The organism is Streptomyces sp. NPDC001750 (genome assembly GCF_042892615.1).
GTDB lineage: Bacteria > Actinomycetota > Actinomycetes > Streptomycetales > Streptomycetaceae > Streptomyces.
Genome location: NZ_JBIAUE010000018.1, coordinates 14,979 through 29,000, shown reverse-complemented (window position 1 = coordinate 29,000; position 14,022 = coordinate 14,979). Strand labels below are relative to the sequence as shown.

At 71.9% G+C, this 14,022-nt stretch carries 10 protein-coding genes and 1 pseudogene; 3 read left to right on the top strand and 8 right to left on the bottom strand.

Annotated features, from left to right (window positions below; all coding sequences use genetic code 11):
- Positions 1-38: 38 nt before the first annotated feature.
- Positions 39-908 (bottom strand): AraC family transcriptional regulator, encoded by an 870-nt coding sequence (locus ACFYY6_RS25315; RefSeq protein ID WP_360112979.1) that lies wholly within the window; start codon positions 906-908, stop codon positions 39-41.
- 135 nt (positions 909-1,043) lie between these two features.
- On the opposite strand from ACFYY6_RS25315, the gene ACFYY6_RS25310 reads away from it, so the two are divergent.
- The 3 genes from ACFYY6_RS25310 to ACFYY6_RS25300 all read left to right on the top strand — a co-directional run bounded on the left by ACFYY6_RS25310 (position 1,044) and on the right by ACFYY6_RS25300 (position 7,704).
- Positions 1,044-5,753 carry a DEAD/DEAH box helicase gene (locus ACFYY6_RS25310; protein WP_351623960.1) on the top strand — a complete coding sequence of 1,570 codons (4,710 nt, stop codon included), beginning with the start codon at positions 1,044-1,046 and terminating at the stop codon, positions 5,751-5,753.
- 177 nt (positions 5,754-5,930) lie between these two features.
- Positions 5,931-6,755 carry a DNA-formamidopyrimidine glycosylase family protein gene (locus ACFYY6_RS25305; protein WP_389195293.1) on the top strand — a complete coding sequence of 275 codons (825 nt, stop codon included), beginning with the start codon at positions 5,931-5,933 and terminating at the stop codon, positions 6,753-6,755.
- 184 nt (positions 6,756-6,939) lie between these two features.
- Complete coding sequence (locus tag ACFYY6_RS25300; RefSeq protein ID WP_389195290.1) at positions 6,940-7,704, top strand: SDR family NAD(P)-dependent oxidoreductase; 765 nt, start codon at positions 6,940-6,942, stop codon at positions 7,702-7,704.
- Positions 7,705-7,924: 220 nt separating this feature from the next.
- On the opposite strand, the pseudogene ACFYY6_RS25295 reads toward ACFYY6_RS25300, so the two are convergent.
- From ACFYY6_RS25295 to ACFYY6_RS25265, 7 genes and pseudogenes are all read right to left on the bottom strand, one after another.
- Positions 7,925-8,182: pseudogene (locus tag ACFYY6_RS25295) on the bottom strand (hypothetical protein); the annotation flags it as partial.
- Between the two features lie 717 nt (positions 8,183-8,899).
- A complete protein-coding gene (locus tag ACFYY6_RS25290; RefSeq protein WP_351516221.1) occupies positions 8,900-9,370 on the bottom strand; it encodes a DNA starvation/stationary phase protection protein in 471 nt (156 codons plus the stop codon).
- A gap of 308 nt (positions 9,371-9,678) precedes the next feature.
- Positions 9,679-10,062: a helix-turn-helix transcriptional regulator gene (locus ACFYY6_RS25285; RefSeq protein WP_351516220.1), complete on the bottom strand. Its 384-nt coding sequence runs from the start codon at positions 10,060-10,062 to the stop codon at positions 9,679-9,681.
- A gap of 109 nt (positions 10,063-10,171) precedes the next feature.
- A complete protein-coding gene (locus ACFYY6_RS25280; RefSeq protein ID WP_351516218.1) occupies positions 10,172-10,681 on the bottom strand; it encodes a CinA family protein in 510 nt (169 codons plus the stop codon).
- Positions 10,678-11,412 carry a CDP-diacylglycerol--glycerol-3-phosphate 3-phosphatidyltransferase gene (gene pgsA / locus ACFYY6_RS25275; RefSeq protein WP_351516216.1) on the bottom strand — a complete coding sequence of 245 codons (735 nt, stop codon included), beginning with the start codon at positions 11,410-11,412 and terminating at the stop codon, positions 10,678-10,680. Before pgsA ends, ACFYY6_RS25280 begins: the two co-directional genes overlap by 4 nt.
- The gene (gene rimO / locus ACFYY6_RS25270) at positions 11,409-12,884 is read right to left on the bottom strand and encodes a 30S ribosomal protein S12 methylthiotransferase RimO (RefSeq protein ID WP_351516215.1); all 1,476 of its coding nucleotides are present in this window, start codon (positions 12,882-12,884) and stop codon (positions 11,409-11,411) included. The genes pgsA and rimO overlap by 4 nt, the downstream gene beginning before the upstream one ends.
- Positions 12,885-13,031: 147 nt before the next feature.
- Complete coding sequence (locus ACFYY6_RS25265; RefSeq protein ID WP_389195287.1) at positions 13,032-13,835, bottom strand: helix-turn-helix domain-containing protein; 804 nt, start codon at positions 13,833-13,835, stop codon at positions 13,032-13,034.
- Positions 13,836-14,022: the final 187 nt, after the last annotated feature.

Genomic DNA, 14,022 nt, shown 5'->3' with positions numbered 1-14,022 from the left:
CTTCTGGGAGTGCTATCTGTTCTGCCACGTCCGGAACGCTACGTGCCCGGATCGGGACCGGTCTTGTACGTTCCTGCACGTTCGCGCTGGTACGCGCCCGGGGGCACTCCCACGATCCGGGTGAAATGACGGTTGAGGTGCGGCTGATCGGTGAAGCCCACCTCGGCGGCCACCTCCGCGGGCGGTCGCCCCGCGTCCAGCAACCGGCGCGCGGCCCGCACCCGGGCATCGGTGAGCCAGGCGTGGGGCGGCATCCCGTACTGCTTCTTGAAGGCCCTCAGCAGCGCGAACGGACCGGTGCCGAGTTCCGCGGCCAGCGCGTCCAGCGTGGGCGGGCGGATCATCCGGTCCTCCAGCACGGCCCGGGCACGCGTCGCGTGAAGCGCACCGGCCGAGCGGGGCGCGCGCGTCGGCAGCACGCCGCCGTGCCGGCCGAGCAGCCGCGCGACCATGACGCGCAGCACGGTGTCCGCGGCGAGCGCGTTGCCCTCCTCGGCCGCGCGGTGCACCTCGCCGATCAGCCGGGCCGCGTACGGATCCACGACGCCTGTCTCGGTGAAGCCGACGGTGCCGCGCAGACTCGTCCTCTCGGCCGCGATGTCGTTGATCACCTGCGCGGACGGGTACAGCGTGGCGTACACCCAGCCCTCCGGGACACCCGCCCGGGCGGTGTGCGGCACCTCCGGGTTGATCATGACGACGACGCCGGGACCCGCGTGTACGGTGCCGCCCGGCAGCCCCACGTCCTCCACTCCGTGGGTGATGGTGCCGAAGACGTAGCCCTCGTGGCTGTGTCGCGGAAAGGCATGGCGCACGTACCGGGCGCGCAGCAGATCGAGGTCGGGCAGCTCCGCGTACTGCCAGTGCCTCGCCCACTCCCCCGCTCCCGGCTCCGGTATCTCACCCATGGACGAATTCTCGCAGGTGGCGGCGTGGTCGTCGGCGGTCGACCGTCCGGTGCCCGGAACGGTCGCGGGCTGCCGGGCACGGTCGGCCACGGCCGTCACGGCCCGTTGTCAGTGGTGGGGTGCACGATGGGGGACATGGCCGGTTCCGTGCTCGATTCGTTCTCCCCCGCGACCCGCGGCTGGTTCACGGGAGCCTTCAGCGCGCCCACAGCCGCGCAGGAGGGCGCCTGGCGCGCGATCGCCGAGGGGTCGGACGTGCTGGTCGTCGCGCCGACCGGCTCCGGCAAGACCCTGGCGGCGTTCCTCGCCGCCCTGGACGGGCTGGCGTCCGTCCCGCCGCCGGCCGACGCGAAGAAGCGCTGCCGTGTGCTCTACGTGTCCCCCCTGAAGGCCCTCGCGGTCGACGTCGAGCGCAATCTGCGCTCACCGCTGACCGGCATCCGCCAGGAGTCGGTGCGGCTCGGGCTGCCCGAGCCCGAGGTCCGGGTGGGCATCCGCTCGGGCGACACCCCGCCCGCCGAGCGCCGCTCCATGGCGACCCGACCGCCGGACATCCTGATCACCACGCCGGAATCGCTGTTCCTGATGCTGACGTCGTCGGCCCGCGAGGCGCTCTCAGGTGTCGAGACGGTCATCCTCGACGAGGTGCACGCCGTGGCGGGCACGAAGCGGGGCGCCCATCTCGCTCTCTCCCTGGAGCGGCTCGACGAACTGCTGCCCGCGCCCGCGCGGCGGATCGGCCTGTCGGCCACGGTCCGGCCGGTCGACGAGGTGGCGCGTTTCCTCTCGCCCGGGCGGAGGGTCGAGATCGTCCAGCCGCCCTCCGCCAAGCGGTTCGATCTGTCGGTGGTCGTTCCGGTCGAGGACCTGGGCGAGCTCGGCGGCTCCCCCGTGTCCGACGCGGACGGGGCGGCTCGGGCGGACAAGCCGTCGATCTGGCCCCATGTCGAGGAACGCATCGTCGATCTCGTCCAGGAACACCGGTCCACGATCGTCTTCGCCAACTCCCGCCGTCTGGCGGAACGCCTGTGCAACCGGCTCAACGAGATCGCGTACGAGCGGGCCACCGGCACCGTCCTCGTGGCCCCCGGCGCCCCGCCCGGGGAGGGCGGTTCCGTACGGCGGCTGCCGGAGGCGCACTCCCCCGCCGAGATCATGGCCCAGTCCGGCGCGGCGAAGGGTGCTCCCGCGCTGCTGGCCCGCGCCCACCACGGTTCGGTCTCCAAGGAACAGCGCGCCCAGGTCGAGGAAGACCTCAAGGCGGGACGGCTGCCGGCCGTGGTCGCCACCTCCAGTCTGGAGCTGGGCATCGACATGGGGGCGGTCGACCTGGTGATCCAGGTGGAGTCGCCGCCGTCGGTCGCCTCCGGGCTGCAGCGCGTCGGCCGGGCCGGACATCAGGTCGGCGCGGTCTCCACCGGGGTGGTCTTCCCCAAGTACCGGGGCGATCTGGTGCAGGCGGCCGTGGTCACCGAGCGGATGCGCGAGGGCGCCATCGAGGCACTCCGGATCCCCTCCAACCCCCTGGACGTGCTGGCCCAGCAGCTCGTCGCGATGGTCTCGCTGGACAGCTGGCAGGTGGACGACCTGCTGGCCGTGATCCGCCGTGCCGCGCCCTTCGCCTCGCTGCCGGAGTCGGCCTTCACGGCGGTGCTGGACATGCTCGCCGGCCGCTATCCGTCCGACGCCTTCGCCGAGCTGCGTCCCCGTGTGGTCTGGGACCGGATCGCCGGTACGGTCACGGGCCGCCCGGGTGCCCAGCGGCTGGCCGTGACCTCCGGGGGGACCATTCCCGACCGCGGGCTGTTCGGGGTCTTCCTCGCGGGGGCCGACCCCAAGAAGGGCGGTGGCCGGGTCGGTGAGCTGGACGAGGAGATGGTGTACGAGTCCCGGGTCGGCGACGTCTTCACGCTGGGCACCACCTCCTGGCGGATCGAGGACATCACCCGCGACCGGGTCCTCGTGTCGCCCGCCCCCGGGGTTCCCGGCAGGCTGCCGTTCTGGAAGGGCGACCAGCTGGGCCGCCCGCTGGAGCTGGGACGGGCGCTGGGCGCGTTCCTCCGGGAGATCGGCGGGATGCCGCCCAAGGACGCCCGGCTGCGCCTGCTCGCCGCCGGGCTCGACGCCTGGGCCGCGGACAACACCCTGTCGTACATCGAGGAACAGCGTCGCGCCTGTGGTCACGTCCCCGACGACCGGACCATCCTCGTCGAGCGGTTCCGCGACGAGCTGGGCGACTGGCGGGTCGTCGTCCACTCCCCGTTCGGCGCGCAGGTGCATGCCCCGTGGGCGCTGGCGCTGGGCGCCCGCCTCGCCGAGCGGTACGGCATGGACGCCCAGGTGATGCATGCCGATGACGGCATCGTGCTGCGGCTGCCCGACGCCGATCTGATGGGTCTGGACCTCCTCGGCCTCGACACCGCCCAGGACCCGTCCGGCTCCCCGTCCCCGTCCCCGTTGCCAGGCCTGTCGTACGACAGCGAGCAACCACCCGTCGGAGCCGGTGATGTGACGTTCGATCAGGGCGAGATCGGCCAGATCGTCACGGACCAGGTCGGCGGTTCGGCCCTCTTCGCGTCGCGGTTCCGCGAGTGCGCGGCCCGTGCCCTGCTGCTGCCTCGCCGTAGCCCCGGCAAGCGCACCCCGCTCTGGCAACAGCGCCAGCGTGCCGCACAACTGCTCCAGGTCGCCTCGGAGTTCGGCTCGTTCCCGATCGTCCTGGAAGCGGTCCGCGAATGCCTCCAGGACGTCTTCGACGTTCCGGGGCTGACGGAACTGATGGGCGACCTCGAAGCACGCCGGGTCCGGCTGGTCGAGGTGACCACGCCGGAGCCCTCTCCGTTCGCCCGCTCGCTCCTGTTCGGTTACGTCGCCCAGTTCCTGTACGAGGGCGACTCGCCGCTCGCCGAACGGCGGGCCGCGGCCCTCTCCCTCGACTCCCATCTGCTGGCGGAGCTCCTCGGCCAGGCGGAGCTGCGCGAGTTGCTCGACGCGGACGTCCTGACCGAGCTGGAGCGGGAGCTCCAGTGGCTGTCCGACGACCGCCGGGTCAAGGATGTCGAAGGGGTCGCCGACGCCCTCCGCGTCCTCGGGCCGCTCACCGACGCCGAGTTGACCGAGCGGGGTGCCGGGCCGGGGTGGGCCGCGGAGCTGTCGGCCGCGCGCCGGGCCATCCGGGTCAGGATCGGCGGAGCGGACCACTGGGCGGCGATCGAGGACGCCGGACGCCTGCGCGACGCCCTGGGCACCGCCCTTCCGGTCGGCGTCCCGGAGGCGTTCACCGAGCCGGTCAAGGATCCCCTCGGCGACCTCCTCGCCCGATACGCCCGTACGCGCGGCCCGTTCACCTCCGCCGGGGCAGCCGCCCGCCTCGGTCTCGGCGCCGCCGTCACGGACGGCGCCCTCCAGCGGCTGGCCGCCACCGGCCGGATCGTCCAGGGCGAGTTCCACCCCGCCGGAATCGGCCAGGAGTGGTGTGACGCCACCGTTCTGCGCCGATTGCGCCGACGCTCGCTCGCCGCGCTCCGCCACGAATTGGAACCCGTCCCGCCCGCCGCGCTCGCCGGTTTCCTTCCGCTATGGCAGCACCTGGGCGACAACAGCCTGCGCGGGATCGACGGACTGGTCCGCGCCGTCGAGCAGTTGCAGGGTGCGCCCGTTCCGGCGTCAGCCCTGGAGAAACTGATCCTCCCGAGCCGGGTGAGCGGCTACACCCCGGCGCTGCTGGACGAGCTGACGACCACCGGCGAGGTCCTCTGGGCCGGCGCGGGGGCACTGCCCGGCAAGGACGGCTGGCTGTCGCTCTACCTCGCCGACAGCGCACCCCTGCTCCTCCCGCCGGCGCATCCTCTCGAACTCACCGCGCTGCACGAATCGGTTCTGACGGCGCTGAGCGGCGGGTACGGCCTGTTCTTCCGGCAGATCGCCGACCAGGTCCGCGCCACCACCCATCCGGACTGCACCGATCCGCAACTGGCCGACGCCGTCTGGGACCTGGCCTGGTCGGGCCGGCTCACCAACGACACGCTCGCCCCGCTGCGCTCGCTCCTCGGCTCCGGCCGCACGGCGGGATCGACCGCCCACCGTGCAAGACGGAACGTCCCGCGCGGGCGTTACGGCTCACTCACGGCCGCTGCCCGCCCCGTTTCCCGCACCGGACCACCCACGGTCTCGGGCCGCTGGTCCCTGCTGCCCGCCGCCGAGCCCGACCCCACCCACCGCGCTCACGCCCTGGCCCGCACGCTCCTCGACCGCCACGGCGTGGTGACCCGCGGGGCCGTGCAGGCCGAGGGGGTCGAGGGCGGGTTCTCCGCCGCGTACCGCGTGCTCTCCGCGTTCGAGGACAACGGGCAGGCCCGGCGCGGCTATGTGGTCGAAGGACTGGGGGCGGCCCAGTTCGCAATGGACGGCGCGGTCGACCGGCTGCGCACGGTGTCCACCGCGCGCGACCGGGCCGAGCCCGGCGTGACACCCCACGCCGTGGTGCTCGCCGCGGCGGACCCGGCCAACGCGTACGGCGCGGCCCTGCCGTGGCCGGAGTCGCCGGACGGGGCCGGACACAAGCCGGGCCGCAAGGCGGGTTCCCTGGTGGTGCTGGTCGACGGCGAACTGGCGATGTACATGGAGCGTGGCGGCAAGTCGCTGCTGGCCTGGCCCACCGATCCGGAGGATCCGGTACTCGTCGCGGCAGCGGATGCGCTGGCGGAAGCCGCCCGCGCGGGGGCGCTCGGCACGGTCACGGTGGAGCGCACCAACGGCGCCTCGTCGCTGACGTCCCCGCTCGGCCGCGTCCTGGAGGCGGCCGGATTCCTGGCCACCCCCAGGGGGCTCCGCCTCCGTGCCTGACATCCTGCCCACGCCCTCACTGCCCCCGCCCCTCGCCCCCAGCCATCGCGCCGTGCACCGTGCCGCCCCTCACTCCATACGCGGCACCACGCCGTCGCGGCCCGTGCACCGACCGGAACTCCCGCCCGGCTCGGTCCGGACCGAGCCGGGCGCGCCCGCGGGCCGCACCATGGAGACATGCCCGAAGGAGACACCGTCCTGCAGACCGCACGGCGTCTGCACGCCGCCCTCGCCGACCGGGTCCTCACCCGCTCCGACCTGCGCGTCCCCCGGTTCGCCACCGCCGACCTCACCGGCCGGACGGTGCTGGACGTCATCTCGCGCGGCAAGCACCTCCTCACCCGCATCGAGGGCGGCCTCACCCTCCACAGTCATCTGCGGATGGACGGTTCCTGGCAGGTCTACGCACCGGGCGAGCGCTGGCGCGGCGGGCCCGCCCACCAGATCCGTGGGGTGCTCGCCAACGCGGACCACACGGCCGTCGGCTATCGGCTGCCGGTCCTGGAACTCCTCCGCACCAGGGAGGAGGAGCGAGCGGTCGGTCACCTCGGCCCCGACCTCCTGGGCCCCGACTGGGATCCCGACACCGCCCTGCGCAATCTGCTGACCGACTCGTCCCGCCCGCTCGGCGAGGCCCTGCTGGACCAGCGCAACCTGGCGGGAATCGGCAACGTCTACAAGGCCGAGCTCTGCTTCCTCGCCAGCGCCACCCCGTGGCTGCCCATCGGCGAACTGCCCGCCGCCACCGCCTCGCGCCTCGTCACCACGGCCAAGCAACTCCTCGAAGCCAACCGCGACCGCCCCGTACGCACGACGACCACGACGACCACGAGCACACGCACAGGAGTCGTGGCCCGCCCCCACGGCTCGAAGGTACGGCTCTGGGTCTACGGCAGGACCAACCGCCCCTGTCTGCGCTGCGGCACACCGATCCGCATGGCCGAGCAGGGCGCCCGCCCCACCTACTGGTGCCCGCACTGCCAGGCGGGCCCCACGGCCTGACTCCCCACATGCCCAGCCTTCCTCCCACACCGCAGCCGCTCCTCCCCGCGTGGCGCTCCGCCGACCGGGCTCCCGCTCGCGCGCACCGAACGGCACCCCTCCCGGAGGGCATTTCCCCTCGCGCAATCCACGTACTAACCAAGAGAGTTGACGGTACGTCAGATTCAGTCGTAACGTCCGCTGCATGAGCTTCGCCGGGTACGACCTCACGGGCCGCTCCGCGTTCGTCACCGGAGCGGCGAGCGGCATCGGCAGGGCGAGTGCCGTCCTGCTCGCGTCGGCGGGCGCCATCGTGCACTGCGCGGACCGTGACGAGAACGGGCTGTCGGAGACCCGGAACCTGGTCACCGAAGCGGGCGGGTCCTGCCATGTCCACCTGCTCGATGTCACCGATCGCGACGCGGTCAGGGCGGCAGTGACCGCCGCGGGCGGCCTCGACATCCTGGCCGCGGTGGCCGGGATCATGCACACCAGCAGCGTTCTGGAGACCTCGGACGACGATCTCGACCGCGTCCTCGCGGTCAACTTCAAGGGCGTCCTCTACGCCTGCCAGGAAGTGGCCCGGGGCATGATCGCGCGCGGCGCCCCCGGTTCGCTGGTCACGATGGCCTCGGGAGCGGTCGACGCCGCAAGCCCCGGACTGCTGTGCTACAGCGTGGCCAAAGCGGCGGTCGTCCAGCTGACGAGGACCCTCGCGACCGAGCTGGGACCCCACTCCATCCGCGTCAACGCCGTCGCCCCGGGCTGGATCCGTACTCCCATGACCGCCCGCCACGACGCGGAACGGCAGCACCGGGCCGAGATCACGATGGCGAGGATGTCACCGCTGGGCCGGGTCGGAGAGCCCGAGGACGTCGCCCACACCGTGCTCCACCTCGCATCCGATGCGTCGTCCTTCATGACCGGCCAGATCCTTCGCCCGAACGGCGGCGCGACCATGCCCTGGTAATCCGCCGGACCCGGACCAGGCGGCGCAGACCTGCACGCGACCAGTGCCCGACTCGACGTGTCCCGGCACACGACCACCGCCTCGCACACCGTGCCGCGACGGCCCGCCGCCGAACCACACACGGCCGCCCGGTCCCGGACCACCAGCTCACCCAGCGCGCCCGGACACGGCACCACCCGTCCGGACACCACGCCGCCATCCCGCTCGCTCCACCCACGCACCACGCCCGGATCCGGGACGACCATGCCGTGCCCCCGCTCCCATCGGCGGCGTCCGCACTCGTACACCCTTCCGGCGTACTCGCCCCCACCCGCCCCGTCGTCGCGGCCGCGTGCACGGGCAACAGACTCAGTCCCCATCCGCCCGCCACCACCGCGCCCTCGACGAGCCCCGCATGAGCCGGTTCCAGCGCGAGCCGCAGCACGGCCCACCACCACGCCCCGCCGAGAACGAGCGCCGGCACCCGTCGCCGCACCATAGCTGCCTCCTCCGGCCGAACCTAGTTCGGCGCGCTCGCCCGGCGCGAGGGCGCACCGAAGCGCCACCGGCGCGCGGTCTGCGGGCCGTAGCGCGTTGTGCGCTCTCGCCTGGAGTTCCCCGAGCGTGCTGTGCGGATTCGTGTACGTGGGCCGCCCGGCCGGAGGCCCCTCCGGTACCGGTCCCGGCCGCGCCAACCATGCTCCTGTCCGGCAGGTCGCGCCTGGCGTGCGACGCGACGGGCCAAAAAACGGTCCGGGGGCGCCCTCACCGCCCGACGCCCTCTCCCCGAAGTCTGGCGCGCCGAAGCCCCGACCGCATCCAGAGCGACGGCAGGCCCCACCCGAAGCGCCCCACCGGGAGCGGCGGCGCCCGGTGGGGCCACCGAATGACTCCGGGAGCGGTGTTTCCGCCGCCCCCGGAGCAGCGCCCCGGCCGTTCACGCGCCCCAGCCGTTCCACACGCCCGCGGAGACATCAGGGCAAGGCAGAGAGCCCCCACCATCCCGGACAGGCTTCGGCGGGGGCTCGGAGGCGGCTCGGCAGGCATGGCTGGGCTTGGCACGGAGGTTCGCCGCAGAGGACTGACGCAACGCCGTCGCCCCGAAGGGGCCGGCCGTCCGCGTCGATCACCGCGTCAGCCGGCTACGTCAGGCGCTCGCCTCACGCACGCGCACGGAGCTCTTCGCATCGCGCATCCGCACCACAACAGACGCACGTCAGGCGTTCGCCGCCTGGAACATCCACGCGTGCTTCTCGAGGTCGCCGGTCAGACCGATGAGCAGGTCCTGGCTGACCGGGTCGGGGCCGCCGGTCTTCTCGATCCGCTCCCGCATGCGCCCGATCACCACACCGAGAGCACTCACCAGGGCCTCCACCGCATGCCCGTCCGTGACCCAGCCCTCGGGCACGGACGCGATGGCCGTGGTCCTCGCGATCGTCCCCGACCGCCCGTCCGGATTGACTCCGAGGGCGGAGGCGCGTTCCGCGACCGAGTCGGAGTGCCGACGGGCGGTGTCGACGACCTCGTCGAGCTGGAGATGCACGGACCGGAATCGCGGCCCGACCACGTTCCAGTGCACCTGCTTGGCCACCAGAGAAAGATCGATCAGGTCCACGAGGGCGCCCTGCAACGCGTCCCCCACGACCTGGAGGTCGGACTCGGAAAGCGGGCTTTTCACCACGGACATGCGCATCTCCGATCTGCTTCTGTTCCGTTCGACATCACGCGCAACTTCATGCACAACATCACCCACGATTGCACATACAGACAGAAACGGGTCATTCATGAAGGAAGAGAGCAAAGGTTTCAGACCTCAGACGCCCGGGCCAACGACGCCCGGACCGAACCGTCCCGGGACCACCGCGGTCAGGCAGACGCACGGAAGATGTGGAAGGCATGGACGACACGGACAGACACACGGAAGCCGCAGGCAGACGCACGAAAGCCCCGGCCCCATGAGGGACCAGGGCTTCCCCTGTACACCGGACCGCGCGGTCAGGCGGCGACGACATCCACCGCTTCCGTGGGCGCCTTGATGGTCACCCGCCCCGTCGGCACACCCGCCACCGACGTCACGGAGACGGAGTTGAGCACCGGACGCACCGGCACGGGCACCGGATCGCTGGCTGCTGCCGACTCGGCCAGTTCGGCCAGCGACAGCTCATCGCTCACTTCACGCATGAGCTCGGACATCCGTACGTCAAGCGCGTCGCAAATGGCGGAGAGCAGTTCGGAGGACGCCTCCTTCTGCCCCCGCTCCACCTCGGAGAGATAGCCGAGCGAGACTCGGGCGGACGAGGAGACTTCGCGCAGAGTACGGCCTTGGCGCTGGCGCTGCCGACGCAGCACGTCACCAAGCAGGCGACGGAGCAGAATCATCGGTGGCTCCCTCCTCGGACCGCGTAGCCGCATCCTTCACGCCCCACCGTACCGCCTTGCGCCGCGGCCGTGCGGGGAGCGATGTCGTGTTCACTCAGGGCTGCAAACATCAATTCCCCCCGTTCTGTTCCGTATCCTGTGCGCCTGCATTCTTGCCGAGTTTGTCGGAAAGCAGTGTGAGAACGATCCGTACGCTCTCTCTACGGATGTCCGCACGGCTGCCGTTCAACCGCAGCGCGGCCACATTCTCCGCACCGTCCGGCCCGGACACCGCGACGAAGACCGTGCCGACGGGCTTTTCGTCCTGCGGGTCGGGGCCCGCGACGCCGGTGGTCGCCACTCCCCAGTCTGCACCGAGAACGCGCCGCACACCTGTCGCCATCTGCCGCGCCACGTCCGCGTCGACCGCGCCACGCTCCGCCAGGAGGGCACCGTCCACACCGAGCAGTTCCCGCTTCAGGGGCGTCGCGTAGGCCGTCACGGATCCCCGGAAGGAACGCGAGGCGCCCGGTACGGACGTCAGCTCCGCCGCGACCAGACCACCGGTCAGGGACTCGGCGACGGCGAGCGTCTCGCCGCGCTGCGCGAGCAGTTCCAGGGCCCGGGCCGCGGCCGTCACCGCTCCGCTCCCGCGGAACCGCGGTCGCCCGACTCCCCCGAAGTCCCGGACACCCCGGCCGGACGGCTCGAAGCCGCGGCAGCGGCCCGTTCGGACGCGAGCCCCCTGCGCCGCAGCACGACGGCCTGCCGTACGTAGTCGAGCCCGGTGGCGACCGTCAGCGCGACGGCCAGCGCCATCACCCAGAAGCGCAGGGTGGCGAGCGGGCCCGTCAGCGCCAGCACGTACATGCCGACCGCCACGCCCTGGGCCAGCGTCTTCATCTTCCCGCCGCGACTGGCCGGAATCACCCCGTGCCGGATCACCCAGAACCGCAGCAGCGTGATGCCTATCTCGCGGAAGAGGATCACGCCCGTGACCCACCAGGGAAGGTCGCCCAGATACGACAGGCAGATCAGCGCCGAGCCCATGATCGCCTTGTCCGCGATCGGGTCGGCGATCTTCCCGAAATCGGTTACCAGGTTGTACGTGCGTGCGAGGTGGCCGTCGAACAGGTCGGTGATCATGGCGATGGCGAACGCCGCCCAGGCGAACGACCGCCAGGCCGGGTCGTAGCCGCCGTTGTGCAGCAGCAACAGCACGAAGCCGGGCACCAGCACCAGCCGGAGCATGGTGAGCAGATTGGCGATGTTCCACAGACTGGCCTGGTTGACGGCCGCGGAACCCAGCTTGCCGCCGCGGACCGGCTTCGCGCCGGAGCCGCCTGCCGCGGATGCCGGGACTTCCGTCATCTGGCCGCCTCCACGAGCTCGGAACACTCGGCCACCAGGTCCACTCCTTCGGTACCGACGACCTTTGCCTCGACCATACGGCCGGGCACGAGGCCCTCGCGTGTCGTGAGGAGCACCTGGCCGTCCGTCTCGGGCGCCTGGTGCGCCGCGCGCCCCACCGCGCCGTCCTCGTCGTCCACGGACTCGACGAGCACCTGGAGGGTCTCGCCGAGGCGCTCCTCGGCCCGCTGCGAGGTCAGTTCCTCGGCCAGCCGGGAGATGTGCGCGAGCCGTTCCGCGACGACGTCGGCGTCCAGCTTGTTCTCGTAGCCGGCCGCCTCGGTGCCCTCCTCGTCCGAGTAGCCGAAGACGCCGATGGCGTCGAGCCGGGCACCGGTGAGGAAGCGTTCCAGCTCCGCCAGGTCGGCCTCGGTCTCGCCGGGGAAGCCGACGATGAAGTTGGAGCGGGCACCGGCCTGCGGGGCCTTGCCGCGGATGGTGTCCAGGAGTTCCAGGAAGCGGTCGGTGTCACCGAAGCGGCGCATCGCCCGCAGCACGCCGGGGGCCGAGTGCTGGAAGGACAGGTCGAAGTACGGGGCGACCTTCGGGGTGGAGGTCAGTACGTCGATGAGGCCCGGCCGCATCTCCGCAGGCTGCAGATAGCTGACCCGGATCCGTTCGATCCCGTCCACCTCGGCGAGTTCCGGCAGGAGCGTCTCCAGCAGCCGGATGTCACCGAGGTCCTTGCCGTACGAAGTGTTGTTCTCGGAGACCAGCATGACCTCCTTCACACCCTGCTCGGCCAGCCAGCGGGTCTCCCCCAGGACGTCCGACGGGCGCCGCGAGATAAAGGAGCCGCGGAAGGACGGGATGGCGCAGAAGGAGCAGCGGCGGTCGCAGCCGGAGGCGAGCTTCACCGAGGCGACGGGGCTGGCGCCCAGCCTCCGGCGCAGCGGCGCTCGCGGGCCGGAGACGGGTGCGACGCCCTCGGGCAGGTCCGCCGGTACCGGCGCGGGCGCGGCCGTCTGCGCGTGGCCGGGCAGGGCCACAGCGGCGTCCTGCCGCTCCGCCGGGCTGATCGGCAGGAGCTTGCGGCGGTCACGAGGGGTGTGCGATGCGTGGATGCCGCCGCTCAGAATGGTCTGGAGGCGGTCGGAGATGTCGGCGTAGTCGTCGAACCCGAGGACGCCGTCCGCCTCGGGCAGGGCCTCGGCGAGGTCCTTTCCGTAGCGTTCGGCCATGCAGCCGACGGCGACCACGGCCTGGGTCCTGCCGTGGTCCTTGAGGTCATTGGCTTCGAGCAGGGCGTCGACGGAGTCCTTCTTGGCGGCCTCGACGAATCCGCAGGTGTTGACGACGGCGACGTCCGCGTCGGAGGCGTCCTCGACGAGCTCCCAGCCGTCCGCTGCCAAGCGGCCTGCGAGCTCCTCCGAGTCCACCTCGTTACGGGCGCAGCCGAGAGTGACAAGGGCGACGGTACGGCGTTCGGGCATGGGCTCAAGACTACTTTGTCCCGGCACACGCCCTGCCGCGCAGGGTTCCCTCGTCGTTCCCTCGTCACGTCCGGTGACGAAAGCGGCGGGTGCCCGGCGCACTCGCCGGGCACCCGCCGCCTCCGTGGAGCCGTCCGGGGCCGTACGTCAGCCGACCGCCGGGTCGCCCTTCGTGTACGAGAGCCGCTCGACCTGGCCCGGCTGGAACTTGTCCTCGACCTTCTTGCCGTTCACGTAGAGCTCGATGGACCCGGCGTCACCGAGGACGAGGTCGACCCGCTCCTGATCCTGGAAGGTCTTGGACTGGCCCTGGAGCAGCAGGCCGTCGAAGAGCAGCCGCCCGTTGTGGTCCTTGGCGGAGATCCAGCTCTTGCCCTGGCTGGCGCTGAGCTTCACCGTCACCTTGTCCCGGGGGGCCGCGGCGATGGCGCTGTCGGAGGTCTCCGGCTTGGGGTCCGCGGACTTGCCGGTCTTGGGCCGGGGGCTCTCCGTGTTGGCGGTCGCCCCCTCCGCGACCTGCGTGGTCGTGGGCCTGTCGTTGTTGCCGCCCTTGACGACCGTGAAGCCGACGAAGCCGACCACGACGACGATCGCGGCCACCATGGCGGCCGTCCAGTTGGGGCGGCGGGGCTCGGACCGGATGCGCTCGGCCTCGAACAGCGGGGCCGCTGACGTGGGTGCCGGGCGGCCGCCGTGCTCGTCGTCGTACTGCGCGACCAGTGGTTCCGGATCGATGTGGACGGCGCGTGCCAGCACACGGATGTGGCCGCGCGCATACACGTCGCCGCCGCAGCGGGAGAAGTCGTCCTCTTCGATCGCGTGCACGATGGGGATGCGCACCCGCGTGGACGTACTGATTTCTTCGACCGTGAGACCTGCGGCGATACGAGCCTGCTGAAGCACTCGACCGATCGAAGGCCGGTCGTCTTCGGGAGAGTTGCCGATGGACACGGGGGCGCCTTTCGAGCGTGAGCCACCTGCTGGATGTTCAGTCTAGGGGGGGTACGAAAGAGTGGAGCAACCGGGAGGAAGGACTTTGTACGCCATCGGACTCGAACGCGGTCCGACGCGCCGGGCCGCCCCGGGGAGAACCATCCTGCCGCCCCTTCCCTCAACTTGACGTACGACCCGGCGAAAC

Coding starts and splice junctions, on each gene's coding strand:
- ACFYY6_RS25315 (WP_360112979.1), bottom strand. CDS start 908: ATGGGTGAGATACCGGAGCCGGGAGCGGGGGAGTGGGCGAGGCACTGG.
- ACFYY6_RS25310 (WP_351623960.1), top strand. CDS start 1,044: ATGGCCGGTTCCGTGCTCGATTCGTTCTCCCCCGCGACCCGCGGCTGG.
- ACFYY6_RS25305 (WP_389195293.1), top strand. CDS start 5,931: ATGCCCGAAGGAGACACCGTCCTGCAGACCGCACGGCGTCTGCACGCC.
- ACFYY6_RS25300 (WP_389195290.1), top strand. CDS start 6,940: ATGAGCTTCGCCGGGTACGACCTCACGGGCCGCTCCGCGTTCGTCACC.
- ACFYY6_RS25290 (WP_351516221.1), bottom strand. CDS start 9,370: ATGTCCGTGGTGAAAAGCCCGCTTTCCGAGTCCGACCTCCAGGTCGTG.
- ACFYY6_RS25285 (WP_351516220.1), bottom strand. CDS start 10,062: ATGATTCTGCTCCGTCGCCTGCTTGGTGACGTGCTGCGTCGGCAGCGC.
- pgsA (WP_351516216.1), bottom strand. CDS start 11,412: ATGACGGAAGTCCCGGCATCCGCGGCAGGCGGCTCCGGCGCGAAGCCG.
- rimO (WP_351516215.1), bottom strand. CDS start 12,884: ATGCCCGAACGCCGTACCGTCGCCCTTGTCACTCTCGGCTGCGCCCGT.